The 26,797-nt window shown below is 33.4% G+C and carries 23 protein-coding genes and 3 pseudogenes; 17 read left to right on the top strand and 9 right to left on the bottom strand.

Features of this window, described 5'->3' with window-relative positions; genetic code table 11:
* Positions 1–1,562 (bottom strand): annotated as a pseudogene (locus tag ON07_RS15565) (toprim domain-containing protein); the annotation flags it as partial.
* A gap of 343 nt (positions 1,563–1,905) precedes the next feature.
* Complete coding sequence (ychF, locus tag ON07_RS12715; protein ID WP_010232124.1) at positions 1,906–3,000, bottom strand: redox-regulated ATPase YchF; 1,095 nt, start codon at positions 2,998–3,000, stop codon at positions 1,906–1,908.
* A gap of 296 nt (positions 3,001–3,296) precedes the next feature.
* Between ychF and ON07_RS12720 the strand changes: the two genes are divergently transcribed.
* Positions 3,297–5,966 (top strand): TonB-dependent receptor, encoded by a 2,670-nt coding sequence (locus ON07_RS12720; protein WP_010232125.1) that lies wholly within the window; start codon positions 3,297–3,299, stop codon positions 5,964–5,966.
* An 80-nt stretch (positions 5,967–6,046) separates the two neighbouring features.
* Here the strand turns inward: ON07_RS12720 and ON07_RS12725 are convergent, their stop codons facing one another.
* The gene (locus ON07_RS12725) at positions 6,047–7,240 is read right to left on the bottom strand and encodes a coiled-coil domain-containing protein (RefSeq protein WP_010232126.1); all 1,194 of its coding nucleotides are present in this window, start codon (positions 7,238–7,240) and stop codon (positions 6,047–6,049) included.
* Between the two features lie 246 nt (positions 7,241–7,486).
* On the opposite strand from ON07_RS12725, the gene ON07_RS12730 reads away from it, so the two are divergent.
* Both ON07_RS12730 and ON07_RS12735 read left to right on the top strand, forming a co-directional pair.
* Positions 7,487–7,945, top strand: coding sequence for a T9SS type A sorting domain-containing protein (locus ON07_RS12730; RefSeq protein ID WP_010232127.1), 459 nt, complete (start codon positions 7,487–7,489; stop codon positions 7,943–7,945).
* Positions 7,946–8,289: 344 nt separating this feature from the next.
* On the top strand, positions 8,290–9,609 hold the full coding sequence (locus tag ON07_RS12735; RefSeq protein ID WP_010232128.1) for a carboxypeptidase-like regulatory domain-containing protein: 1,320 nt from the start codon (positions 8,290–8,292) through the stop codon (positions 9,607–9,609).
* A gap of 58 nt (positions 9,610–9,667) precedes the next feature.
* On the opposite strand, the gene ON07_RS12740 is transcribed toward ON07_RS12735, so the two are convergent.
* On the bottom strand, positions 9,668–10,018 hold the full coding sequence (locus ON07_RS12740; protein ID WP_010232130.1) for a 4Fe-4S dicluster domain-containing protein: 351 nt from the start codon (positions 10,016–10,018) through the stop codon (positions 9,668–9,670).
* A gap of 153 nt (positions 10,019–10,171) precedes the next feature.
* On the opposite strand from ON07_RS12740, the gene ON07_RS12745 reads away from it, so the two are divergent.
* From ON07_RS12745 to ON07_RS12775, 7 genes are all read left to right on the top strand, one after another.
* Positions 10,172–11,230: an acyl-CoA reductase gene (locus tag ON07_RS12745; RefSeq protein ID WP_010232132.1), complete on the top strand. Its 1,059-nt coding sequence runs from the start codon at positions 10,172–10,174 to the stop codon at positions 11,228–11,230.
* Between the two features lie 248 nt (positions 11,231–11,478).
* Complete coding sequence (gene serC, locus ON07_RS12750) at positions 11,479–12,543, top strand: 3-phosphoserine/phosphohydroxythreonine transaminase (RefSeq protein ID WP_010232135.1); 1,065 nt, start codon at positions 11,479–11,481, stop codon at positions 12,541–12,543.
* Positions 12,544–12,593: 50 nt separating this feature from the next.
* Complete coding sequence (locus tag ON07_RS12755; protein ID WP_010232136.1) at positions 12,594–13,556, top strand: D-2-hydroxyacid dehydrogenase; 963 nt, start codon at positions 12,594–12,596, stop codon at positions 13,554–13,556.
* Between the two features lie 234 nt (positions 13,557–13,790).
* A complete protein-coding gene (locus ON07_RS12760) occupies positions 13,791–14,219 on the top strand; it encodes a DUF6146 family protein (RefSeq protein ID WP_010232138.1) in 429 nt (142 codons plus the stop codon).
* A gap of 46 nt (positions 14,220–14,265) precedes the next feature.
* The gene (locus tag ON07_RS12765) at positions 14,266–14,580 is read left to right on the top strand and encodes a DUF6787 family protein (RefSeq protein ID WP_010232139.1); all 315 of its coding nucleotides are present in this window, start codon (positions 14,266–14,268) and stop codon (positions 14,578–14,580) included.
* The gene (locus ON07_RS12770; RefSeq protein ID WP_010232140.1) at positions 14,577–14,900 is read left to right on the top strand and encodes a hypothetical protein; all 324 of its coding nucleotides are present in this window, start codon (positions 14,577–14,579) and stop codon (positions 14,898–14,900) included. The genes ON07_RS12765 and ON07_RS12770 overlap by 4 nt, the downstream gene beginning before the upstream one ends.
* Before the next feature lie 55 nt (positions 14,901–14,955).
* The gene (locus ON07_RS12775; protein WP_010232141.1) at positions 14,956–17,166 is read left to right on the top strand and encodes a TonB-dependent receptor; all 2,211 of its coding nucleotides are present in this window, start codon (positions 14,956–14,958) and stop codon (positions 17,164–17,166) included.
* Positions 17,167–17,277: 111 nt separating this feature from the next.
* Here ON07_RS12775 and ON07_RS12780 read toward each other — a convergent pair whose 3' ends face one another.
* The 4 genes from ON07_RS12780 to msrA are packed head-to-tail and all read right to left on the bottom strand — an operon-like array spanning position 17,278 to position 18,778.
* Positions 17,278–17,583 (bottom strand): hypothetical protein, encoded by a 306-nt coding sequence (locus ON07_RS12780; protein ID WP_010232142.1) that lies wholly within the window; start codon positions 17,581–17,583, stop codon positions 17,278–17,280.
* Between the two features lie 44 nt (positions 17,584–17,627).
* The gene (folE, locus tag ON07_RS12785; protein ID WP_010232143.1) at positions 17,628–18,221 is read right to left on the bottom strand and encodes a GTP cyclohydrolase I FolE; all 594 of its coding nucleotides are present in this window, start codon (positions 18,219–18,221) and stop codon (positions 17,628–17,630) included.
* Between the two features lies 1 nt (position 18,222).
* Positions 18,223–18,480 (bottom strand): peptide-methionine (S)-S-oxide reductase, encoded by a 258-nt coding sequence (locus ON07_RS17870; protein ID WP_316928156.1) that lies wholly within the window; start codon positions 18,478–18,480, stop codon positions 18,223–18,225.
* Positions 18,443–18,778: a peptide-methionine (S)-S-oxide reductase MsrA gene (msrA, locus tag ON07_RS17875; protein WP_316928157.1), complete on the bottom strand. Its 336-nt coding sequence runs from the start codon at positions 18,776–18,778 to the stop codon at positions 18,443–18,445. Before msrA ends, ON07_RS17870 begins: the two co-directional genes overlap by 38 nt.
* Before the next feature lie 141 nt (positions 18,779–18,919).
* Between msrA and ON07_RS17485 the strand changes: the two genes are divergently transcribed.
* Genes ON07_RS17485 through ON07_RS12800 form a run of 3 tightly spaced genes read left to right on the top strand, consistent with a single transcriptional unit; the run spans position 18,920 to position 22,089 of the window.
* Complete coding sequence (locus ON07_RS17485) at positions 18,920–20,677, top strand: DUF5916 domain-containing protein (RefSeq protein WP_262486226.1); 1,758 nt, start codon at positions 18,920–18,922, stop codon at positions 20,675–20,677.
* Between the two features lie 46 nt (positions 20,678–20,723).
* The gene (locus tag ON07_RS17490) at positions 20,724–21,368 is read left to right on the top strand and encodes a DUF5916 domain-containing protein (protein WP_262486227.1); all 645 of its coding nucleotides are present in this window, start codon (positions 20,724–20,726) and stop codon (positions 21,366–21,368) included.
* Between the two features lie 49 nt (positions 21,369–21,417).
* On the top strand, positions 21,418–22,089 hold the full coding sequence (locus ON07_RS12800) for an ABC transporter ATP-binding protein (RefSeq protein ID WP_010232147.1): 672 nt from the start codon (positions 21,418–21,420) through the stop codon (positions 22,087–22,089).
* A 6-nt stretch (positions 22,090–22,095) separates the two neighbouring features.
* Here the strand turns inward: ON07_RS12800 and ON07_RS12805 are convergent, their stop codons facing one another.
* Entirely contained in the window at positions 22,096–22,860 is a 765-nt protein-coding gene (locus ON07_RS12805; RefSeq protein WP_010232150.1) for a TIGR02757 family protein, read from the bottom strand.
* A 263-nt stretch (positions 22,861–23,123) separates the two neighbouring features.
* Between ON07_RS12805 and ON07_RS15580 the strand changes: the two genes are divergently transcribed.
* The 4 genes and pseudogenes from ON07_RS15580 to ON07_RS15585 form a co-directional block, all read left to right on the top strand.
* Entirely contained in the window at positions 23,124–24,317 is a 1,194-nt protein-coding gene (locus ON07_RS15580) for a sensor histidine kinase (RefSeq protein WP_010232153.1), read from the top strand.
* Between the two features lie 102 nt (positions 24,318–24,419).
* Positions 24,420–25,619, top strand: a complete 1,200-nt coding sequence (locus tag ON07_RS12815) for a GAF domain-containing sensor histidine kinase (protein WP_010232155.1) — start codon at positions 24,420–24,422, stop codon at positions 25,617–25,619.
* Between the two features lie 59 nt (positions 25,620–25,678).
* Positions 25,679–25,783: pseudogene (locus ON07_RS17990) on the top strand (BatA domain-containing protein); the annotation flags it as partial.
* 64 nt (positions 25,784–25,847) lie between these two features.
* A pseudogene (locus ON07_RS15585) lies at positions 25,848–26,797 on the top strand (hypothetical protein); the annotation flags it as partial.

A 26,797-nucleotide genomic window follows, 5' to 3' on the forward strand; every position in this document is an offset into this window, starting at 1 on the left:
CTAAATAACGGGGTTTGTAAAATATATAAATGGTTTTCTTTTATAAGTTCCGGGAAAAATTGAAGAAAAAATGTAATTAATAATAACCGAATATGCATTCCATCCACATCGGCATCGGTGGCGATTACAATATTGTTATATCTTAGATCTGCAATAGATTCCTCTATATTTAATGCTGCTTGCAGTAAATTGAATTCTTCATTCTCGTAAACGATCTTTTTTGAAAGCCCATAACTGTTTAAAGGTTTTCCTTTTAAACTGAAAACAGCTTGAGTATTCACATCTCTAGATTTTGTAATACTACCACTCGCCGAATCTCCTCGGTAATAAATAAAGTAGATTCTAAATAACGTTCTTTTTTACTGTCTCCTAGATGAATTCTGCAATCCCGAAGCTTCTTATTATGTAAACTAGCTTTTTTAGCTCTATCCTTCGCCAATTTTCTAATTCCCGATAATTCCTTGCGCTCACGCTCTGCCTGTAATATCTTACGTTGTAACTTCTCTGCAGTCTCCGGATTTTTATGAAGATAATTATCTAGGTATTTCTTCAGAAAATCGTTTATATATGTTCGAACTGTAGGAAGATCACCTCCCATATCCGTAGAACCGAGCTTTGTCTTGGTCTGACTTTCAAAAACCGGCTCCATCACTTTAATACTTATCGCCGTAACCACCGATTTTCGGATATCTGAAGACTCATAATTTTTTCCAAAGAATTCTCTAATCGTTCTTACCAAAGATTCTCTATACGCTGCTAAATGAGTCCCTCCTTGAGAGGTGTTTTGCCCATTTACAAAAGAATGATACTCTTCAGAATATTGGGTTTTACTGTGTGTAAGTGCGATCTCTATATCTTCACCCCTAAGGTGAATGATAGGATATAATTGATCTTCTTCATTTATACTATCTCCCAAAAGGTCCTTTAATCCGTTTTCAGAATAAAATTTCTCGCCATTAAACATAATGGTAAGGCCGGGATTTAAATACACATAATTTTTGAGCATTTTTTTCGATATACTCATTACGATATTTAAAGTTTTTAAAGATAGTTTCATCCGGAGTAAAAGAAACCTTTGTTCCGCGACGACGAGAAGTTTCATCTAATTCCTCTTCATTTAATAAATTTCCTTGTGAAAATTCCGCAGATTTTGATCTTCCATCTCTGGTAGATTCTACCTTAAAACTGGAAGACAAAGCGTTTACTGCTTTTGTTCCAACCCCATTTAAACCAACAGATTTCTTAAATGCCCTGGAGTCATACTTACCTCCGGTATTCATTTTAGAAACAACATCCACCACTTTCCCTAATGGAATTCCACGACCATAATCCCGTACAATCACTCTCTGGTTTTGTACAGAAATTTCAATGGTCTTACCGGTTCCCATCACAAATTCATCGATGCTGTTATCCAAAACTTCCTTAAGAAGAATGTAAATACCATCATCAGCAGTAGAACCATCACCAAGTTTTCCAATATACATTCCGGGGCGCATTCTAATGTGCTCCTTCCAGTCTAAAGAACGAATATTATCTTCGGTATACTTAGTTTCTTCTAACATAAATAGTTTGTGCCGTTGAGTCGCTAATATAAGGCTTACATTAAAAAATTAAAATAGGTAGCCAACAAAGTAATTAACAAAGAAATTAAGAATATTTCAATAGGATTTGCTTATTTATTTTATATGCAACTATGCCAAGTTTAATCATCCCTTTTTAAACAGTATTTCTTTTACTTAGAAAAGTAGTTTACGTAATGCTGAACTTGGTTCAGCATCTCCATAAGTTGGTACGAGAACCTGAAACAAGTTCAGAGTGACTAGGTTTCGAAAAATACTTTGTTACCAAAAACAGAAAAATCTCACATCGCTGCAAGATTTATATTCTGATGATATTTATTTATAATTACACGTTAAATCTGAAATGCATCACATCTCCATCCTTAACTATATATTCTTTTCCTTCTACTTTCATTTTACCGGCCTCTTTTACTTTGGCTTCGCTACCTAAAGAAACAAAATCTTCATATGCCGTTACTTCTGCACGAATAAAGCCTTTTTCGAAATCTGTATGTATCACTCCAGCCGCCTGTGGTGCGCTAGATCCAACAGGTATTGTCCATGCTCTCACTTCCTTTGGACCTGCCGTAAAATAGGTTTGTAAATTAAGTAATTTATAAGCTCCTCTAATTAGTTTTGCAGAACCCGGCTCCTCTAAACCTATGTCTTGAAGAAACATTTGACGCTCTTCATAGTCATCCAATTCAGTAATATCAGCTTCAGTTCCTACCGCCAAAACTATCACCTCAGCATTTTCATCTTTTACAGCCGCCTTTACTTGCTCCACAAATGCGTTTCCATCTACAGCCGCTTTTTCGTCAACATTACATACATACATTACTGGTTTGTCTGTAATTAGCTGAATATTTTTAATAAATTCTTCTCTTTCAGAATCAGTTAGCTCAATAGCACGTACAGATGTACCTGCTTCTAAACCAGCTTTTACCTTTAATAAGGTAGCTTCTTCTTTTTGAGCCTCCTTATTACCAGTTCTAGATGCTCTTTTTACCTTCTCCAGTTTCTTGTCTACCGTCTCAAGATCTTTTAACTGAAGTTCCATATCTATGGTTTCCTTATCTCTAATAGGATCTACAGAGCCATCTACATGCACAATATTATCATCTTCAAAACAACGCAAAACATGAAGAATAGCATCTGTTTCCCGAATGTTTCCTAAAAATTGATTTCCTAGACCTTCCCCTTTACTTGCTCCTTTTACAAGACCAGCAATATCTACTATATCCACAGTTGCAGGTAACACACGTTCTGGATTTATTAAAGACTCTAATTTTTGAAGTCTCATGTCCGGTACATTTACAACTCCAATATTAGGCTCTATAGTACAAAAAGGAAAGTTTGCACTTTGTGCTTTTGCATTCGATAAACAATTAAAAAGGGTTGATTTTCCAACATTAGGTAATCCTACAATTCCAGCTTTCATACAATAAAATTTAATGCTATGTTTTTGCGGCTGCAAAGATAGGTTTTAATCTTGTAAGTATAAAGTACGAGCTAGAAGAAACGATTTCAATTTGATAAGTATTTTTTTGCTCTAATGTTAAAGACATAGATAAAATTAGAATATATCCTAGGCCATATATTTTTACTTTTATCTGTTTTTTCGTTATTCTTGTTAGAAGTTAATATTAATCAATGTTTTTTAACAGATTATCCCTACGTTTTCTCGAATAACATTTAACTTCTGTCATAACTAATTAACAACTAAAACAACCATTTATGAACAAAATTTTACTGGCATTTATTTTATTATTTGCCCCGGGGTTCCTCATTGCTCAGCAAGTTAGCGGAACCGTAACAGACAACTCGGGTGTACCACTGCCTGGAGTAAACATTTTTGAAAAAAACACCAATAATGGAACTACCACAGATTTCGATGGAAATTATACAATAACTGTTAGCGATGATGCCACATTGGTTTTTAGCTATGTAGGTTTCGAACAAACCGAAGAAGTTGTAGCTGGTAGATCTACGATTAATGTTTCTCTAGCAGATGGAGTCTCCTTAGGAGAAATTCAGTTGGTTGGGTCTAGAAGCCCTAAACGTACAGCCACAGATACTCCGGTTGCAATAGATGTAATAGATGTAAGCTCTGTTACTACTCAAACCGGACGTATTGAAGTAAATGAATTGTTGCAATATGCAGCACCCTCATTTAACGCCAATAAGCAATCCGGATCTGATGGAGCCGATCATATTGACCCTGCTTCTTTAAGAGGTTTAGGACCAGATCAGACCCTAGTTTTAATCAACGGAAAAAGAAGACATCAATCTTCATTAATAAATATCTTTGGAACTAGAGGGCGTGGTAATACAGGAACAGATCTTAATGCCATCCCTGCTTCAGCAATTAAAAGAATAGAAATCTTGAGAGATGGTGCTTCTGCTCAATACGGCTCTGATGCCATTGCAGGGGTTATTAACCTTGTTCTGAATGATAAGGTTGGGCAATTCACCGGAAATGTGAATTATGGATTCTATAGCACCAATGCAGATGGGGATTTTCCTGAAGGGACTCCAAATACAGACGGAAATAGATTAGATACAGAGAGAGACGGGAACCAGATTGGAGACGATAAGTCTTTTGATGGAGGTTCTGTAAAGGTTACTGCAAATTACGGAGTAGGAATTGGAGAAGAAGGTTATGCCAACTTCACCACAGAATATATTAGTAAAAATAAGACTCTTAGACCGGGATTCGATTTTAGAAGAGGTTTCGGAGAAGCAGCAATAGATGGCTTTAATTTCTTCGGAAATATTGCTGTACCGCTAACGGACAATTCAGAATTTTACGCATTTGGTGGTAGAAATTACAGAGATACGGATGCATTTGCATTTACAAGAAACAACCCGACGGCAAGAAATGTGGTAAGTATTTATCCTGATGGTTTTACACCTAGGATTACTTCTATAATCACAGATAATTCTGTAGCAGCCGGTTTTAGAACAGAAACCGAAAGCGGATGGAAAATAGATGTGAGTAATACTTGGGGGAAAAACTTTTTCCATTATTATATTAAAGGAACTCTTAATGCTTCTTTAGAGGAGAACTCTCCAACAGACTTTGATGCTGGTGGACATAGTTTGAGTCAGAATACAGTGAATTTAGATTTCTCCAAATATTATGAAGACCTTCTTGAAGGGGTAAACTTCGCTTTTGGAGCAGAATACAAGACAGAGAATTTTGTAATCTTTGCAGGAGAAGAAGGTTCTTATGGAACTTTTGATGAAGATGGAAGAATTATAACAGATCCAGCTACACAAGTTCAACCCACAGATTCTGCTACCGGAGATTTAAGACCGGGAGGATCTCAAGGATTCCCTGGATATGGGCCAACAAATGAAGTAGACAGAAGCAGGTCTAACGTTTCTTTTTATGCAGATGGAGAATTTGAGTTTACAGATAGATTTTTAGTTGCAGCAGCTGCAAGATTCGAAGATTATAGTGATTTTGGAAGTACGCTTAACGGGAAATTGGCAGCAAGATACAAGGTGTCTGATGATGTAAACTTAAGAGGTTCTGTAAGTACAGGATTTAGAGCTCCTTCTTTAGCTCAAATATATTACAATTTAAAATTTACAAACTTTGTAGGTGGACAAGCTTTAGAATCTTTACTATCTCCTAATAATAGTCCTGTAACGGCATCTTTTGGAATTGGGCCTTTACAAGAAGAAACTGCATTTAATGCCTCTTTAGGTTTTACAGCAAATTTTGGGAATTTTACCGCTACGGTAGATGGATATTATATAGATATTCAAGATCGTATAGTCTTAACAGGAAATTTTGATGCACCACAAATAGAGAACGTAGAAGCAGCACAATTCTTTGCAAATGGTGCAGATACTGAAACCATGGGATTAGACATCGTTCTTTCTCATAAATTACAATTAGGTGAGGGAACTTTAACTTCTAGTTTTATTGGAAACTTCAATGATATGGAGATTACTGATGTGAAAAATGGGGCTTTAGATGAACAAACGTTTTTTGGAGAGAGAGATAAAGCATTTTTATTAGCTTCTGCTCCGGATAGTAAGTTGATCTTAAACTTAAAATATGATATCAATAAGTTTGATGTTGCCTTAGGTTTAAACAGATTTAGTGAAGTAAAACTATTGGACTTTCAAACTTTTGAAGACCCTGCAGATTATGGAGGTTTTGACAACTTGATCGCAGCAGCAACAGATACCTATAGTTCTAAAATCACTACCGATTTAAATTTAGGTTATAAAATAAGTGATAATCTAAAACTGAACGTAGGAAGTAATAATCTTTTTAACGTATATCCAGATCAACAAGATGACTGGAGTGAAGCTGGAGGATATTGGGATTCTGTACAAATGGGCTTTGGTGGAGCGTATTACTATGCGAAATTGAATCTTCAGTTTTAAAAACTCTGTACATATTATAATCAAAAAAGCCGAGGAAATTTCCTCGGCTTTTTTTTACATCTTATTTCATGAATAAAAAATCACTCTACGATATACATTTCATTAGATGCTTTTATATAGTCTTGAGGGTTAAAAGTTGATTCAAAACTATTTCGAACCAAATTGAGTTTTAAGTCTAGTTGATCTACTCTATCCTTTAAATACTCATCTTGCTTATACTTATTTATCAAAACCTTATACTTATCTAAATTCTCTAGAATTCTAAAAGTCAAGGTGCCAAATCTTATTTTTAAATTCTGTACTGTTACCATCTGATTATAGAAATCCTGCTTCCAATTCTCTCCATTTTTATCACGTTCCTCTACTATCTTATCTTCAGCTATTTTTGAAATATCCAGTATATACTGGGTTCTTTTTTTAGCATCGGTTTCATCTGTAAATCGCTTTTTAAAATCGGATTTATTAATACCTAAAATATTAACGATATTTTCATTCATCGATTTTTCCTGAAGTGCTTTTAACTCATCTAAACTTTTTGCAATTGCATTCCATTCAGTTTCTATTAAATCTTTATCGTGCGTAAATTGAGAGACAGAGGTGGTAAGCTTAAACATTTTCATGCTTTTCTCTCGTAAATCCTTATCTCTTTTCCCTAAACTATTTATAAAGTTTCCAATTCCATCAAAAAGACTTCCTGCAAACATCCCTGTAAATGGAGTTCCCTCGGCCAAATTCCCGGTTACTTGTAATATATGGCTTAATGCATCTAGTCTAGCTTCGTCTTTCTTATTTTCTTCAATATATTTTTCGAATTCTTTAAACCAGGCCGCATATCCCTCATAATTCATAGGGTTGCTCACCTTATCTAGTGTAGTATAAAAATCTCTGAAACTATTGAAAAGATTTAATGGTTTTATTTCTCGCTCCATGGAAGCAAGATTTAAGACGGCAGAACTGTAATTATATTTATAAACGCTAATTAGATTTTTATCCAGTTCTTGTTGTTTCTCTTCCAGAATTTGAACTCGCTCAATGAGTTTTTCAATTTTTTCTGAAGAGGAATTAGTTGTTCGAATGCTTTCGTCCAGATTGGAAATTTTCGCATCCATCTGCTTAATTTTAGAATCCACATTCTCCTTAAGTAATGTTCGCTCTTTATTGAGTTGATATAAAACCAATTCTGAAACCGATTTGTTTTCCTCTAAAGATTGACTGAAACTTATTAGTGGGAAAAATAGAGAAAAAAAGAAAATTAAGAGATTATATTTTTTCATTTGATTTTTTGTTATTAGTTGATATACCCAATAACGAAAAACTAATTTTCATATTTTAAAGAAATATAAAATAAAAACGGAAATTTCAAATGTGTTATTAAATGATTAATTTTAAATTAAAGTGCATTTCATCGATTAAATCTTACATTTTAGCCGATATATTTATTTTTAAGTTACCTTAGTTCTTTGTTATAAATTTGTTACAACCAAATCATTAAATAATAAAACTAACCAAAAATCTATGTTATGATAAAAAAATTACATTTTAAAGTCTTAGCAACAGCCACCTTAAGTTTATTTGGGATTTTAGTTATGAGCGCACAATCGTCCACAGCCACCCCAGATCATACTCATACCATCATTGGCAATTCTCATACCCATGCTACTGCATTGGGGATTGAATCACAAATAGACAATACGTTTTCTTGGCATACAGAACCTCCATTGGAGGGAGAAAGAGAAAAAATAGAAGTCCAAATGGCGCCGAACCCTACTTCGCAAAGTTTAAATTTAAGAATGGCCAAATCTCACATTAGTTCCGTTGCTATTTATAATTTAGAAGGAAAAAAATTACTTAGAATGGCATATGATGCTCCTGGACATTCCTCTACTATAGACGTTGCAACCTTAAAAAAAGGATTAATGATCGTCCAAATAGAAACTGAAAAAGGTAAAACACATACCAGAAGATTTTTCAAAAAATAAGCCATTTCATATATCGTTTACAAAGCCAGATTTAAATATTTGGCTTTTTTTATTTGATCTCTTCAATCCAATTAAAATACAATGTTGCACTCTTCTTCATCATCTAAAGAGTCCTTATTTGAATTATCTAAATTTTCATTTTCAATTAAGAATTGAAAATGAAAATTTAATTTGACTAGAAATCTCTGTGATGGAAAATATCAAAATTATTTAATTCAGGAGAGTGGAGAATTAATAAAACTGAAATTCACTAAAAATTTTAATCCCGTTAATAAACTTAATAAGTTAGTAAAAATCGATATCTTAGTGGGTATTCAGCTTACGTTAATCTAAAATATTTAGTTATGAAAACGCAGTTTATTAGCTTTCAAATAAATTCAGTTAAATGCTTATTATTTGTGGCTTTTATTTTCTTTACACCACATCTGGTTTATTCAAGTTATTTTCAGCAAAACACTGAAATTGATAAATTTCAATATGTGGAATTTAAAGGAGAGGTCGTAGATGAGAGATCGGGTGACCCAATTATTTCTGCACACCTAACGGTCGAAAACAGTAATATTTCGACAATTACCAATAGTGAAGGAGAGTTTTCTTTAAAAATCCCGGCAGATTTAATGAATTCTTCAGTTACAGTTTCGTTTTTAGGTTATCAAAGCAAAATTGTTCCCTTAAATTCTTTCACAAAAGAAAATAACCGAATAACTCTACAAGAATCCGTGGAAGTCCTTACAGAGGTGAGTATTTTTAAAGCGAAGGATGCAAAAAAACTAGTAGCAACCATGTTGCAAAACAGAGGTTCAAATTACTTTGATAGTCCTACTTTAATGACGGCCTTTTATAGAGAGATCATTAAGAAAAGACGAAAGAATGCCTCTCTTTCTGAAGCTGTGATAAAGATCTACAAGCAACCCAACGATTCACCGAAAAAAGATATTGTTGGAGTTTATAAAGCTAGAAAAAGCACTAATTATGATAGACTAGATACCTTAGCTATTAAACTTAGAGGTGGCCCTTTTAATACGTTGTACGTGGATCTAATGAAATATACCGATTTTGTTTTTGAACCAGAAAATATAGATGAATACAAGTTTAGTTTTAATCAGCCTACAAAAATTAACAATCGATATGTATATGTGGTAGATTTTGAAGAGCTAAATAAGTCACTACCTTGGTATTACGGGAAACTTTTTATAGATGCCGAAACGAACAGTTTAATAAAAGCATCTTATAAATTAAATGTAGATGATAAAGATGTGGCGTCAAAAATGTTTGTAAAAACTAAGCCTAAAAAAGCAGTTGTATACCCAATAGATGTTAATTACCAAATAGATTATTTACAGAGCAACGGTAAATGGTACTATAGCTATGGAAATGCACTTTTAGAATTCGTGGTAGATTGGAATAAAAAATTATTTAATTCCAGATATACCTTAAATAGTGAAATGGTAGTAACAGATTGGGAAACTTATACCGATAAAGACCCTAAAAATGATCTAAACTATATTAGACCCTCTATAGTGATGGTAGATGATATTTCCGGATTTTCCGATGACCAATTTTGGGGAAGTAATAATATTATAGAGCCTGAAAAATCTATTCAGAATGCAATTGAAAAAATTCAGCGCCAATTAAAAAAAAGAATAATTTATGCGGAAGCATAAAAATAGAAAACCCCACAAAACTGTGGGGTTTTCTATTTTAAAAGTATAACTAATTTGATTATTCGGGATGCATAAAACGTTGCTTCCCTAAAAGCTCTTCTTCGGTCTCTACATGACTATCATCGGGCACGCAACAATCTACAGGACATACTGCAGCACATTGTGGCTCGTCATGGAACCCTTTACATTCTGTACACTTATCTGGCACTATGTAATAAATCTCGTCACTAATTGGCTCTTGCGCTTCATTTGCATCTGCCTTTTTTCCGTCAGGTAAAATTACATTTCCTTCTAGATCTGTTCCATCTGCATATCTCCAATCATCTGCACCTTCATAAATTGCAGTATTTGGACACTCTGGCTCACAAGCTCCACAGTTTATACATTCATCTGTTATTATAATTGCCATAACTCTTTTATTAGTAAATTTAAATTGTAATCAATGAATCACTAGCAATTTGGGCTCAAGTTTTCACTGATTTATAGGCGATTTTAATTCTATAACTTTTAATTTCGCCAGCACAAATTTAAAGCCAAAACAATTCATAACCAAATAAGCCTTATGTCAATCGATCAACGAAAATCACATTTTATAGAACTGGGTAAATTTCTAAACCAATTTCAAAGAGATGGCATAAATCAGCACGAAGATGTAAAGAATAATGACATTTATTTTGAAACCTTTAAAAAACAAATTGAACGAGCTATTCATCACAATGGTTGGTTTACTCCAGAAAATATACTTTTCGCCTTGGAGGGCTGGAGTGAATCTTTAACAAGTCTAAATTTAGACAAGTGGTTGAAACCTTATAGTTTTGATGTGAATAATCCTAAAACAGTTGGGATTATTATGGCTGGAAATATTCCCTTGGTTGGTTTTCATGATTTCCTATCGGTATTAATTGCGGGTCACAAGGTACTGGTTAAGCAGTCGTCTAATGATATGAAATTGCTTCCTATTCTTGCTAGTTATCTTATCTCCTTAGATGAAGGGTACAAAGAAAAGATTGAATTCACTGAGGACAGAATGAACAATTTTGAAGCTGTTATTGCTACCGGGAGTAATAACACTTCACGTTATTTTGAATATTATTTTGCGAATAAAAAATCTATTATTCGAAAAAATAGAAATTCTGTTGCCATTTTAACCGGAAACGAATCTACTGAAGAATTAGAAGCTTTAGGTCATGATATTTTCAGGTATTTTGGTTTAGGCTGTAGAAGTGTTTCTAAATTATATGTACCAGAGAATTATGATTTCGATGCATTTTACAAGGCTTTAGCTCCGTGGGCAACACTAATGAATCATGCTAAATACGCTAATAACTACGATTATAATAAGGCAGTTTATCTAATGAGTGAATTTAAAATGTTGGATAATGGATTTTTAGTATTGAAGGAAGATCAAAGCTTTGGATCTCCAATAGCTACCGTATTTTATGAAAAATATTCAGACTTGGATGCTTTAAAAACCACAATCGAAGCTAATAAGGAAAATCTACAGTGTGTGGTTGCAAATAACTTTATGGCAAATGAGATCCCGTTCGGCAAAACTCAATATCCACAATTATGGGATTATGCAGATAATATTGACACTTTAAAATTCTTGGAGAAAATTTAAAATTTTCAATTAACTTAATTTTATTCTCACTGATCGTTACCTAAAAGTCAATAAAACATCTCGACTCCGCTCGATGTGACCATTATAGATGGTCCTGCCAAAAAAATAGATTTGGTCAATTTTTTTATATCAATTTTCTAAAACTTATCTTTTCAAGATTTTCATTTGAATTAGTAATGCACCAATTATAATTTTAATAACACAAATTCACAGGAACTTTTAGCATCTTTGTTACAAACTAGATTTTTATGAAAAAACACAACTTTAGTGCGGGTCCATGCATTCTTCCACAGGAAGTATTTCAGGAGGCGTCACAGGCAGTTTTAGACTTTAACAACACAGGTTTATCCATACTGGAAATATCTCATAGAAGTAAAGATTTTGTTGCTGTTATGGAAGATGCCAGAGCATTAGCATTAGAGTTACTTGGCTTAGAAGGTAAAGGCTATAAAGCACTTTTTTTACAAGGAGGTGCAAGTATGGAATTTTTAATGGTTGCTTATAATCTTTTAGAAAAAAAGGCGGCCTATTTAAATACAGGAACTTGGTCTAGCAAGGCTATTAAAGAAGCAAAATTATTTGGTGAAGTGAATGTTGTAGCTTCTTCTGAAGATAAAAAATTCAATTATATCCCAAAAGGATATATGATTCCTACCGATGTAGATTATTTTCATTGCACTAGTAACAACACTATTTTTGGAACTCAAATGAAGACGTTTCCAACTACTCCAAAACCGATGGTTTGTGATATGAGTAGCGATATTTTTTCCAAAGAATTAGATTTTTCGAAATTCGATTTGATTTACGCTGGGGCGCAAAAGAATATGGGACCGGCAGGAACTACGCTCGTGATTATAAAAGAAGATCTTTTAGGAAAAGTTTCCAGAAAGATCCCTTCGATGCTAGATTATAAAGTTCATATAGACAAAGATAGTATGTTTAACACTCCGGCGGTCTATCCGGTATACGTGTCTTTTTTAACCTTAAAATGGTTAAAAGCTCAAGGCGGAATTAAGGCCATCGAAGAGAAAAACGAAAAGAAAGCAGCTTTGCTTTATTCAGAAATAGATATTAATCCGTTATTTAAAGGATATACAGCAATAGAAGATCGTTCTATTATGAATGCAACCTTTAATTTAACCGATGAGTCTTTGAAAGAAGATTTTGAAGCTATGCTAAAGGGAGCTGGAATTAATGGTTTAAATGGTCATAGAAGTGTTGGAGGATACAGAGCATCCATGTATAATGCTTTGCCGTTGGAGAGCGTTCAAGTTTTGGTGGATGTTATGAGCGATTTGGAAAGAAAAGCGTAAAAATTATGTTAGCATAGAAAGCTACAAGAATTAACAATAGAAAATAAAGCATGAAAATTTTAGCAAACGATGGAATTTCAAAAAGTGGTATTAAAGCTCTTGAAAATGCCGGATTTGAAGTGATCTCTACAAAAGTTGCTCAAGAGCAATTGAAGAATTTTATAAATGAAGAAAAGATTACCGTACTTTTAGTTAGGAGTGCTACTCAAGTAAGAAAAGAACTTATTGACTCCTGCCCTAGCCTAAAGGTAATTGGTCGTGGTGGTGTAGGAATGGATAATATTGATGTTTCTTATGCTAGAAGCAAAGATTTAAAAGTTATAAATACACCGTCAGCTAGCTCAGAATCCGTAGCCGAATTGGTTTTTTCTCACCTTTTTGGTGGGGTAAGATATTTACACGATTCCAATAGAAATATGCCACTTTCCGGAGACTCTCATTTTAAAGATTTAAAGAAAAATTATTCAGCAGGAACAGAGCTTAGAGGGAAAACCCTTGGGATTATTGGTCTTGGAAGGATCGGGAAAGAAGTTGCAAAATTGGCGCTAGGAGTTGGAATGAAAGTGATTGCAAGCGACGATCATGTTGGAGAATTAGATATTACACTTAAGTTTTACAACGATCAAAAAGTGATTGTTCCTATTAAAACAGAGCCGGTTGCAGATCTTATAAAACATTCAGACTTTATTACTATTCACGTTCCTGCTCAAGCCAAGGCAGTTTTAGGTAAAAAAGAATTTGACCAAATGAAGCATGGTGTTGGTATTATAAATACTTCCAGAGGCGGAATAATAAATGAAGAAGCCTTATTGGAGGCATTAGAACACGGTAAAATTGCATTTGCAGGATTAGATGTATTTGAAAATGAACCATCTCCATCGATCAAAGTTTTAATGAATGAAAGAATTTCCTTGACTCCACATATTGGTGCTGCCACGCTGGAGGCTCAAGATAGAATTGGAATGGAATTAGCTGAACAAATCATTTCAATTTTTAAGAGCGAAAAAGTATAATTTTAAGCTAGTAAAAAAATCTATAATCCTTCTGAAATACTTAATTCCAGAGGGATTTATTATTTCAATAAGTAAAGCTCAAAGTAAAAGTTGTAAATTCATACATTCGATTTCAAAAACTGAATGATTTTAGACTAAATTCCTTCAATTTTGAAAAAATGTTTTATCACATGTACATCAAAATATAAAGAGCTGCAATCGGAATAATTTTTGATGATATTTAAAAAAATGAAAATGAAAAATTTAATTTACATACTAGCTTTAGGACTTTTTATTTATAGCTGTAGTGCCACTAAAGACCGGGATTTTACCAAAAAGGAGATCACCGCGAATGCCAACGATACTGTGCGTATTGCAAATGATAGTCTTGAGTACGAGATAATCGTTATTGAACCCGGTTTTAATTTATTTATAAATAGTATTGCCAAACCAAGAGGCTATTACTCACAATCTTATCTTGAAAATAAAAATAAATTTTTAGTTCAGGAATATAACAGTCGAGTAACTCAACCTTTTAGATTTAACCCTAATCTTTATATTCAAGAAATAAATTATGACAATTTCGTGGATTATGGATATGAAGTGAATTATATGCTTTATAATTATTTTGTATTCTTTTCTAGAGAATATAACCAGCGATTTAGTGTGCCAACTCGAATATAAGCCCAAGTTTTTTTTATTTGCAAAAGTGATGTGATATATTTGCAGCATGAATAAATTAAAAGAACGTTGGGGAATAGCTACTAATTTTCAACTTATTATAATTTTTGTGGTATTTGCACTTACTGGCTCTTCTGCCGCTAAGTTAGCATCCCCGGTTTGTGAATTCTTCGGAATTTATGAGGAAACATCGCCTTGGTATATTTATTGGTTTTTGAGGTTATTTTTAATTTTTCCTATTTATCAAATTTTATTGGTGCTCTTTGGATGGATCTTTGGTCAGTTCGATTTCTTTTGGGCCTTTGAAAAAAAAAATGCTTACAAGACTAGGTTTCGGCCGTTATTTAAATCAAGAGTAATTTGAATATATATCAGAAATATGGAGTTTTAGGCTTAACATTTATAATGTTACTTCCATCTATTCTGAGCTATAATCACGTATTTGCACACGAATTTAATTTTGCTTGCGACGAACATAGCACCACTCACCTACACCAATCTATTTTAGATTGTGAATTATGTGATTTCCACCCGAGTCCGGTTCTTGAGTTTCAACTTTATAATTTCGATCTAACCGAAATTTCATCCCCAAATAAAAAGTTCTTTAATTCTTACGAATTTTTAAGTGATTTTCAGAAACTATCATTTTCGCTTAGAGGCCCACCTGCTTCTATTTCAGCATAAAAATAGTTTTAACAACATTATACATGTTGTAATTTTAATCTCTTAATTTTTTACAATGATAAAAGCAATTTTAAGCATGCTGCTATTCGCAGTATGCATTTCAACATATTCACAGAATTCTATATCGGGGAAACTAGTAGACCTCGAAACAAATCAGCCAATTATTGGTGGTAATGTCTATATTTCAAAATTAGAAAAAGGAAGCATTACCAATTTAAATGGAGAATTTCAACTATCCAATATCCCGGAAGGCGAATGGAATATGGTGATTTCCTTTATTGGATATACCACAAAAACTGTTAGCTTCAATTCTCCTTCAGAAAATCCATTAATTATTGAATTACAGCCTACAGCAATAGAAATGGAGGAAGTAATTGTATCTACCCCTTTTCATAAGTTACAAAGCGAGAATGTGGTAAAGGTAGAACGAGAATCTCTAGAAGATCTTAGAAAAACAGGTGCCGTAACCTTAGCTGAAGGAATTACCCAAATTGCGGGGGTGGAAAGTGTTACCACCGGTGCTGGAATTGGTAAGCCGGTAATCCGTGGTTTAAGCGCCAACAGAGTTTTAGTGTATGCACAAGGTGTGAGATTAGAAAACCAACAATTTGGCGATGAACATGGTTTAGGAGTAAGTGCCAGTGGGGTAGAAAGCGTAGAAGTTATAAAAGGGCCTGCATCTTTATTATATGGAAGTGACGCGCTTGGGGGAGTTTTATATTTAAATCCTGAGAAATATGCACAAACCGATAACACTTCGATAGATGCAAGCTATAATTATTTTACAAATACTCTTGGATCTGAAGCCAATTTGGGTGTAAAAACTTCTGGAGAAAAATGGAAAGCTTTAGTTCGTGGAAATTATGCCATTCACAGCGACTATGAAACTGGAGATGGAGTTCGGGTAACAAACTCTCGATTTGCAGAAAAGGATTTAAAAGCCGGAATTGGCTTTCAGGATTCAAAATACAAAGGAGATTTAAGGTATAACTACAACAACACCTATATTGGTATTCCTGAAGAAATTGCAGATCAAACTACTTCTAAAGATGTGGTTTCTCCTTACCAACAACTGGACAATCATATCATGAGTCTTACGAATAAGATATTTCTGCAAAATTCGAGTGTAGATTTAAAAGTTGGATACCTTTTCAATAATAGAAAAGAATTTGAAGAAGGAGAAGATGATCCTGCCTTAGAAATGCATTTAGAAACCTTAAACTACGATCTAAAATTTAATGCTCCAGTTTGGGGTAATTTCGAAACTATTTTTGGGGTGCAGGGCTTATTCCAAACCAATACCAACTTTGGAGAAGAGTTATTAATTCCGGATGCATCGATTCGTGATTTTGGAATTTTAGGAACCACACATTACCATTTAGAAAAAATTGATATTCAAGGTGGCTTTAGGTTTGACACTAGACATATAACTACTGAAGAAAATGGCATTTTTGGAGAACCCGGTTATTTTCAACCAATCGATCGTACTTTTTCCAGTTATAATGGTTCCTTGGGAATTAAATTCAATATGTTTAAAAATCTTGTAACCAGAATTAATGCTGCTTCCGGTTTTAGAGCTCCAAATCTTGCTGAACTTAGTTCTAATGGCGTTCATGAGGGAACTAATAGATATGAGATTGGAAATGCTGACTTAGATAATGAACAAAACATTCAATTAGATTTATCCTTAGAGTTTCGAAACGAACATTTTGAGCTTTTTGGAAATGCTTTTTATAACAAAATCAATCAGTATATATTCATAGCTCCTTCAGAAGATTTTATAGAAGGAGATAGAGTATTTAATTACATCCAAGATGATGCAAAATTATATGGAGGAGAAGCAGGATTTCATTTGCATCCACATCCTATAGATTGGCTGCACTTGGAAAGCAGTTTAGAACTTGTAATTGGTGAAAAAGATAATGGAGAAAGCCTTCCTCTTATTCCAGCAACGTCTTTGACAAATACTTTAAGAGTAGAATTCGACCAGTTAAAAGGTTTGGCGAATAATTATGCTTTTGTGACTTTAAAAACCACGGGAGAACAAAACAATATTAGTGATTTTGAAACAAGTACAAGCGGCTATTCCTTGGTGAACGCAGGAATTGGTGCAACTGTTTTTCTGAATAACTTACCATTGGAACTAAGAGTAAGCGGAAATAACCTTTTTAATAAAAACTATATTTCTCATCTTTCTCGTTTAAAAACCGATGGGATAGCAAATATGGGAAGAAACATCTCGTTTGGAATTCAAACCAAGTTTTAAGCGCTGACTGAAGAAATAAGATCCTGTAGCTTATTGAACGGGTTTTTAATTACAAAAGGCCCCCTAAAATTTAGGAGGCCTTTTTATTTATTTTAATATGAAACTTCTAGTTTAAACTATTTCGGCTTCAATAATAATTTCATTTTCCATTGGTTCTTTTTTCCATACAAATGTATAAAGCCACATTAGTGTAAATGAAGGAATGATATCTGTAAAAGGTAAGATCTCTTCAATAAATACAAGTACAGAAGCTATTTTTCCTTTTTTACCGGGATACATTTCAGACATTTTGTTTGCTGCAAATGGCGCCCAGGCCAAATCAAGAAAAGGACCAACTAATGGAATTGCCATGGTTGCCATCCCCACTGCATCATACATCAATCCCTTTATTAGTAATTTATTTTTTATGTTTTTCATCGGTTTTAAGTTTTATACCTTTGATAAAGCAAAAAAAATGCCAATTATTTAAGGTCCGAACTTATAAGCTTTAGGAATTCATTTCGGGTTTCAATTTCTTTGAATTGCCCTCTAAAACCTGAAGTCGTAGTAACACTGTTCTGTTTTTGCACTCCGCGCATCATCATACACATGTGTTGCGCTTCTATAACAACCGCAACACCTTGTGGCTGCAACGTATTATTAATGCATTCCAAAATATCGTGAGTAAGGCGCTCTTGTACTTGTAACCTCCTTGCAAAAACATCCACTACTCTAGGCAGTTTACTTAAACCTACAATCTTCCCATTAGGAATATAAGCAATATGCGCTTTTCCAAAAAATGGCAACATATGGTGCTCACATAACGAATAAACCTCTATATCCTTTACAACTACCATTTCGTCGTAACTTTCACTAAACATGGCGTCATTTAAGATCTTAACCGGGTCGGCATCATAGCCTTGGGTTAAAAATTGCATTGCTTTAGCTGCCCTCTCAGGAGTTTTTAATATTCCTTCACGAGAAGGATCCTCCCCTAGCCCATTGATTATTTGTTTGAAATTATTGGTAAGATCTTCCGTAACTTCTTCGTTGTATTCTTCAAAAAATCGATACATATTATATTTTGGTCTTTTTTACTTTATCTGCAAATAATTGCTGTAATTTTTTAATCTTCGGATCTATAATTACCTGACAATATTGTTGTTGCCTATGCTTGGAATAATATTCCTTATGCTCTGCTTCAGCCTCATAGAATGCTGAAGCTTTAGTAATTTCGGTTACTATTGGATCACTAAAAACATTTTCTGACTCAAGCTTTCTAATAATTTCTTCAGCATCATTTTTTTTGATCTCCAGAATGATAAAATACGGCACTTCTATATTGTGTGCCCTTATCATACTGCTGCCTGTTTAAAGTAGTAGGATCGTGGGTGCTAAAAAATATTAATAATAATTCTTTGAAGGAAATCACGTTTGGGTCAAAATGAATTTCAATCGTTTCAGCATGTCCTGTTCTCCCAGAAATTATCTCTCTATATGCAGGGTTTTTAATTTGCCCGCCGGTAAATCCGGGGATAACTTTACTTACCCCTTCCACTCTTTCAAAAACTGCTTCTGTACACCAAAAACATCCTCCAGCCAAGGTGGCAATTTCAACCTTTAAATCTTCCATATCTACAAATGTTATTTAAAAATAGTGAATTACTAAAAAAAGGAGGTTTTTTAACGATTAATTGGGTTCTGTTGAAAATAAATACTATTTCTTTTGTAATGTTGTAATTCCCAAGGGTTCCTTTTATATTAGAATTTATTTATGTTGCTAAGAAAAATTTTTATCTTATTTGTCTGCTTACCTCTCATTACATTAAAGGCTCAAAACAGTTCTATTCCAAAAATTGCAAAGAAAACTTACGAGGCGCAAAGAATTACGACTCCTCCTATTATAGATGGTATTTTGGATGATAATATCTGGCAAGAAATTCCTGATGCTTCTAATTTTGTGATGTTACAACCGGGAGATGGAACTCCAAGCAGAGAAACGCATCCAACCATAGTAAAGTTGGCTTATGATGATGAAGCAATTTATATTTCGGCTTCTATGATAGACAATGAACCCTCGAGAATTTTACGCCAATTTACGCAACGTGATAATATAGAGCAATCAGATTTTTTCTTGATAGATATTAACACCTATAACGACGGGGAAAATCAAACCAGATTTGTAATTACATCTGCGGGAGCCATTGCCGATGCTAAAATGACTGGAAATAATGAGGATTACAGCTATAATGTGGTTTGGGAAGGAGAGATTTCTTTTGATGATAAAGGATGGTATGCAGAAATTAAAATTCCATATGCCGCTTTAAGATTCCCAAAAAAGGAAGAACAACTTTGGAGTATACAGTTTGGAAGGAATATACTTCACTTAAATGAACTTTATACTTGGAATTATATAGATAAATCTATAGGTAAGGATACGCAATACAATGGTTTATTAACAGGAATAAAAAATATAGATCCTCCGGTTAGATTAAGCTTTTATCCTTATGCCTCTGCAGAAGTTGATAATTTTCAAGGAAATACGGAAAGTAGTTTTAGTGCCGGACTCGATTTTAAATATGGTATTTCTGATGCATTTACCTTAGATGCTACCTTAATACCGGATTTTGGCCAAACAGCCTTTGATGCAGTCGAATTAAATTTAGGTCCGTTTGAGCAGGCTTTTGGTGAAAACAGAGCTTTTTTTACTGAAGGAACCGAATTATTCACTAAAGGAAATCTCTTTTATTCACGACGAATAGGAGATACACCTCTTGGTTTTAATAATGTTCAAGCTGAGTTATTGGACAATGAAATTTTAGTTGAAAATCCCGATAAAGCAGATCTTCTAAATGCCGTTAAAATTTCCGGAAGAACAGATAATGGTTTGGGAATTGGATTCTTTAATGCAATTACCCAAGAGACAGAAGCAACTATCGGGGATACGCTAACCGGACTAAATAGAAAAATTGTTACTGAACCTTTCGCCAATTATAATATTGTGGTTTTGGATCAGCAGTATAATCAAAACTCCTCTATAACACTTATAAATACAAATGTGACCAGAAATGGGCATGCCCGAGATGGGAATGTTACCGGATTTTTATTTGATATTAATAACAAGTCGAATTCCTTCAATTATTCCGGGGAAGCAAAAATGAGTAATGTGAATAAACCGGGACAGAATATCACCGGGTTTGCATCAGAATTTTCTATAGATAGAACAAAAGGAAATTTTAGATATGGATTAGATCATGATTTCGCTAACGAAACCTACGATATAAATGATCTAGGTTTAAATTTTACCAATAATTATAACAACTTCAGAATAAATACTTCTTATAGAATATTTGAACCCACAAAATTACTCAACAGATTTAATATAAGAATCTTTGCAGATCATCAGCGACGTTATATTCCTAATATTGAAGCTTCTTCTGGAATTGGAACTAATTTTTTCGCAATTACCTTGGAAAGGTTCGCTTTTGGTAGTTTTGTAAAATACACAACAGAACGTAAAGATTTTTTTTGAAGCTAGAAGAGCCGGCAAGTTTGTAAATTATCCAGCAACTACGGTCATGGATGCTTTTATTTCTACAGACTACAGAAAGAAATTTGCCATTGATGTTAGTGCTAATTATAGAACCTTTTATAAATCCGATCAGGAGAATTTCCGCACTGAAATAAGTCCGAGATTTAGATTTAATGATAAATTTTCTATGGTCTATAACTTTAGATATTCCACATCTCTCAATAGAGATAGCTTTGTAGCCCTAGCGCCTAAACAGGAAATTTTTGGGGTAAGAGATGTACAAAGTATCGAAAATTCTATTCAGGCTAGTTATAATTTTAGTACCAAACAGGCACTTAATTTAAGTTTTAGAAACTTTTGGTCTATTGCAGATTTTGAAGAAAATAATTTTAGCTTATTACATGAAAATGGAGATTTAGCTGCTTTCGATTACGAAGTAACCGATGATAACGATCCTAATGCAAATTTCAATATTTGGAATTTCGATCTTAGTTATAGCTGGCAATTTGCTCCTGGAAGTGAAGCGATTCTTTTATATAGAAACTCTATTTTTAATTTTGACAAACAGAGTGACATACAGTTTACAGAAAGTTTACAAAATTTATTCAATCAAGATCTTAGACAAAATCTATCTTTGAGACTGGTTTATTATATAGATTATAATAATGTGAGAAATATGTTTAAAGGCTAGGAATCAAAATTTTCAACCTTTTAAATGCTACCTTTAGTTTAATAAATTCATGATTTACGCAAATAACATTCATAAATATTACGGAGACCTTCACGTTTTAAAAGGTGTTAATTTACACATACAAAAAAGTGAAATAGTATCTATCGTTGGTGCTTCGGGAGCAGGAAAAACGACGCTATTACATATTTTAGGAACTTTAGATCAGCCTGATAAAAAGTTGGATAGTACTTTAAAAGTGAATGATATTGATATCTATTCCCAGAACTCTAAGATGCTTTCTAAGTTTAGAAACGAACAAGTTGGTTTCATTTTTCAATTTCATCAACTTTTACCGGAATTTACAGCTTTAGAAAATATTTGTATTCCCGCTTTCATTAAAGGGACTTCTAAAGCCGATGCAGAAAAAAGAGCTTATGAGTTATTGGAATTCTTGAATTTATCTCCGAGAGCGCATCACAAACCTGCTGAATTGAGTGGTGGAGAACAACAGCGTATCGCAGTTGCGAGATCTTTAATTAATAATCCGGCAGTTATCTATGCAGATGAGCCTTCTGGTAACCTAGACAGTGAATCTGCTGAAAATTTACACAAACTGTTTTTTCAGCTAAGGGAAGAATTTCATCAAACTTTTGTAATAGTTACACATAACGAAGAATTGGCAAATATGGCCGATAGAAAATTAACCATGGTAGATGGTGAAATAGTTTCCGGTGACCTATAAAAGGTTTTAAAATTTCTCAAACACTCCAAGCCCAAATAAGGCAAAATCGTATTTAACCGGATCTTCTTTATCCAAAGTTCTTAGTGAGTGATCAAGTTCTTGGACAGCTTTTGCATCATTCTGTTTCCTAATTAATAAACCTAATTTTCTAGCTACATTTCCAGAATGAACATCCAAAGGACAAGATAAAAGTGATGGAGAAATATCTTTCCAAAGTCCAAAATCTACACCAGCATTGTCTTTCCGTACCATCCACCGTAAGAACATATTTATTCTCTTTGCTGCCGAACCTTTTAATGGGTCACTCACATGCTTTTCGGTTCTTGATAGATGATCGATTTCAAAGAAAATTGATTTAAATTTAGAAATATGATGTTGCAAAGCCCCATTATTACTAGGAGTTGAAAAAACAGATTCCAATCCACCATGTTTAGTGTAGATATATTTCAAACTCCTTATAAAACTTTTAAAATCCAAGCCATTAAAAGTCCTATGTACAAAATCATCTAATGGCTCTAAATGAGAATCGGAATGATTTAAAACAAAGTCGTAAGGAGAATTCCCAAGATAATCCATCATTTTATTGGCATTTTTAATAATGCTTTTCCTATTTCCCCATGCAATGGTAGCTGCTAAAAAACCTGCTATTTCTATATCTTGTTTAACAGAGAATTGATGCGGAATGCTTATAGGATCGCTTTCAATAAAATCGTATTTATTGTATTGAATAACCTTAGAATCGAGAAACTCTTTTAATTCCGTAGACGACAAATTGTAAAAATTATATTGGTTGCTTTCAAATATATAATTTCATAATTAAATAGTGTAGACTAGTTTACACTATTTAATTTTTCGCCCATAAATAGTCATTTTAAATTAAATAGATCCCAAGAGCCCAGTAAACAGGGGCAAAACGTTTAATGGCATCATTGTTGGACCTATAGTAGCGTTAAATAATTTTAATATTTCATTAACCTTATTTGTTTAATTATATTTGCTTTCAACTAAAGCTTCCAACCAAGAACTTTATATTTATGATTCACGCTTTACAACCTGAGAATGAAAAGGCTCGAATGGCTTCTCTCAACGAGTTAAAAATTCTCGATTCTGACCAAGAATTAAGTTATGATAACATAGCAGAATTGGCCTCCTTCATTTGTGATGTGCCTGTTTCCCTAATTACATTATTAACAGAAAACAAACAATGGTTTAAAGCTAAAGTTGGAACTAATTTATGTGATACAGATAGAAATATCTCCTTTTGCTCTCATGCTATTCTGCAGCCGGATGAGCTTATGGAAGTTAAGGATACTCATTTAGATAAAAGGTTTTTCGATAATCCTTTGGTGACTTCTGATACTAATATTAGGTTTTATGCCGGTATGCCCATAAGATCCAATACTGGAGAAGCTTTAGGTACTTTATGTGTTTTAGACAACAAACCTCACTCCCTAAATAAAAAGCAAAAAACCGCACTAAAAGCTTTGGCAAAACAAGTTGAGAGCTTATTTGAACTTCGGCGTCAAAACATCGCACTGATAAAGGTGAGAAAAGAATTAAATATTAAAAACAATCTTTTAAAGGAATTTGCAGGCACCGTATCTCACGATATGAAAATGCCACTAGCCAATATGATTATCACCTCAGATCTACTTAAAGCGAAGTATGGCAACTTATTAGATGAAACAGGACTTAATTATCTTACATACCTAAAACAATCTTCTTTTAGGTTAAGTAATTATATAACTGATATTCTAAATCATTATGAGAGCGATACCTTATTAGATACTCATACCGAAGATTTTGATTTACAGGATGTTTTAGAACAAATTATAGATCTATTAAATATCAAGTACGATTGCGAGATTAATCTTCCAGAAACTAACATGGCAGTACATTGTAATCGAGCTGCTTTTCAGCAAATATTTTTTAATCTAATTGGGAATAGCCTCAAATATAATAACCAAGAAAAAATTATTATAGATATTTCTGGGGAAGAAGCTAATGGGTTCTATCATTTTTCTGTGGCAGATAATGGTATTGGTATTCCTGAAAATAAGCAAGATGCTATTTTCGAACTCTTTACTATTGTTGAAGAATCCGATAGAAGTGGTAATCGCGGAAACGGAATTGGACTCTCTACTGTACAAAAATTAGTACACAATTTGGGAGGTGAAATTTCAGTGAAATCCAAGGTAAATGAGGTACAACTTTCAAATTTTCTATAAAGCGGGCGCTATAGTTTAAAATATCATTGATTTCCAGTAAAATAGCTGAGAAATATTTCATATTATTGATGTAAATTCTTAACTGTAGAAGCAGGGAATACTATGGAGTATAAAACAGCGTTTAACGAGAAACTACGTCATTCTATATTAACAGATTACAATATTTCTAAAACGACTACTGAAGACGATTTTAACCAACTTACCTTTTTGGCAGCTACAATTTGCCATGCCCCTACAGCATTTATAAGTATAATAGATAAAAATCATGTCTGGCTGAAGTCTAAAACAGGAATTGACATTGATGAGATCCAGAGAAAAAATGCCTTTGCGCAGCTCACATTGGAATCTGAAGAAAAACAATTTTGTATTAATTATTCTGATGATCCAAAGATATTCGATGAGGCACAGAAGCACTACCACAATCAATATAAATTCTATACTGGAGTTCCATTAAAAAACCCTCAAGGCTATGTTATTGGGGTTTTGAGTGTTCTTGATACTAAAGAACGAGAACTTAAAAAATATCAAATAGAAGGCCTCCATGCATTAGCAAACCAATGCATGAAATTATTTGAATTTGCTAAACAGAATAAAAAGTTTAGTATCGTTCAAAAAAAGCTGAAACAGAAATACCAAGAACTTGAAAAATTTGCGAGTGTTGTTTCTCACGATATAAAATCTCCTTTAGCCAATATAATTTCGCTCACAGAATTACTTAAGGTCGAAAATCAAGGAAAATTTGATGAAGAAACTACTCAATATTTAAATTATCTAAATGAATCTTCCTATTCCCTTCGAAATTATGTAGACGGAATATTGAGCTTTTACCGAAGCGAACATATTTTAGAAAAAGATTATGAAAATGTGGATCTTCATAATCTTCTAAGCGGAATTGCACATTTATACGATGTTGCCAATGATGTTGAAATAGATTATCCTGAAACCGCAACATTGCATCATGTTAATAAGGCAGCCCTTACGCAGGTTTTTTTAAACTTGGTTAGCAATGCATTAAAATATAACAGCAAAGACCAGAGAAAGATCCAAATTACATTTAAGCAGACGGATACCCTATACCACTTTGCTGTGATCGATAATGGTGATGGTTTTTCTCAAGAGAATTCATCTAAAATCTTTGAACTTTTTACCACCTTAGATACAAATGATCGTGATGGGAACCCCGGAAGCGGGATTGGTTTAGCTACCGTAAAGAAACTTATTACTAGTATGGGAGGCACGGTAAAGGTAAATTCCACACCGGGTGAGGGTAGTAACTTCCAGTTTACTATTAAAAGAGTTTAGTCCTCATAACGGTATTATTAAATAGCTGTTTTATATATTTGAGAAACAATTAAATATTCATGCAGTTTTATCATCCAGAGATATTATACGCACTTGTACTGCTGATTATTCCAATACTTGTTCACTTATTTCAGCTCAGGAGATTTAAAACAGAATATTTCACCAATGTAAAATTTCTTAAAAAACTTAGTCTTCAAACTCGAAAGAGCTCCAGAATAAAAAAAATGGTTGATTCTTGCTACAAGATTATTGGCACTAAGCTGTATTATTTTAGCTTTTGCTCAACCCTTTTTTCCTTCCAATGTCCCGAGCTCCAAAAATGTAGAAGCCGTTATTTATTTAGACAATTCTTATTCCATGCAAGCGATTGGGAAGAAGGGAAAATTATTAGAACGCAGTATTCAAGAAATATTAGAGAGTGATTTTTCAGATAAAAACATTTCTTTATTTACTAATTCTGAAGATTATAAAAACTTAACCAAAGAAGAGCTTCAAAACATAAGTTATTCCGGAGATCAATTAAGTTTTGAAACCGCATTATTAAAGGCTACAAATAGCTTTTCGAAAGATCCCGGTACTCTAAAAAAGTTTCTTATAATTTCCGATTTTCAGCAAAATTTAGAATTCTCAAAAGAAGAAAATAATTCTGAAATAACTATCTATACCTATCAGCAGTCTCCGGAACGCAAAGAAAATATAAAGATTGATACAGCATTTATATCATCTGAAGCTATGGATTCTAAGATTTTGAATGTAACTATTAGCAATGCAGGAAATAATGCTCAGAACACTCCGGTTTCACTTTATAACAACGATAAATTAATTGGTAAAACCAGTTCTAGTTTAGGGCCAAATAGTTCAGAAAATCTCACATTTCCTATAAACAATTCAGAAATACACCTTGGAAGATTACAGATAGAAGACAACGGACTATTATTTGACAATAACCTCTATTTCTCGCTCAATAAAATACAACCTCTTAAAATATGTAATATCTATGAGCAAAAAAGTGATTTTTTGGCTCGCATTTACACCGCCCCGGAATTCGATTACACTAGTTTTTTAGCGACTTCCATTAATTACAATGCTCTTAATGATGCAGATGTTATCATTTTAAATGAACTCCCGGATCTCAGTGAAGTTTTAGCTACTACCCTTTCCAAATTAGTTTCAAAAAA

This window comes from Gillisia marina (assembly GCF_000258765.1).
GTDB classification, from domain to species: domain Bacteria; phylum Bacteroidota; class Bacteroidia; order Flavobacteriales; family Flavobacteriaceae; genus Gillisia; species Gillisia marina.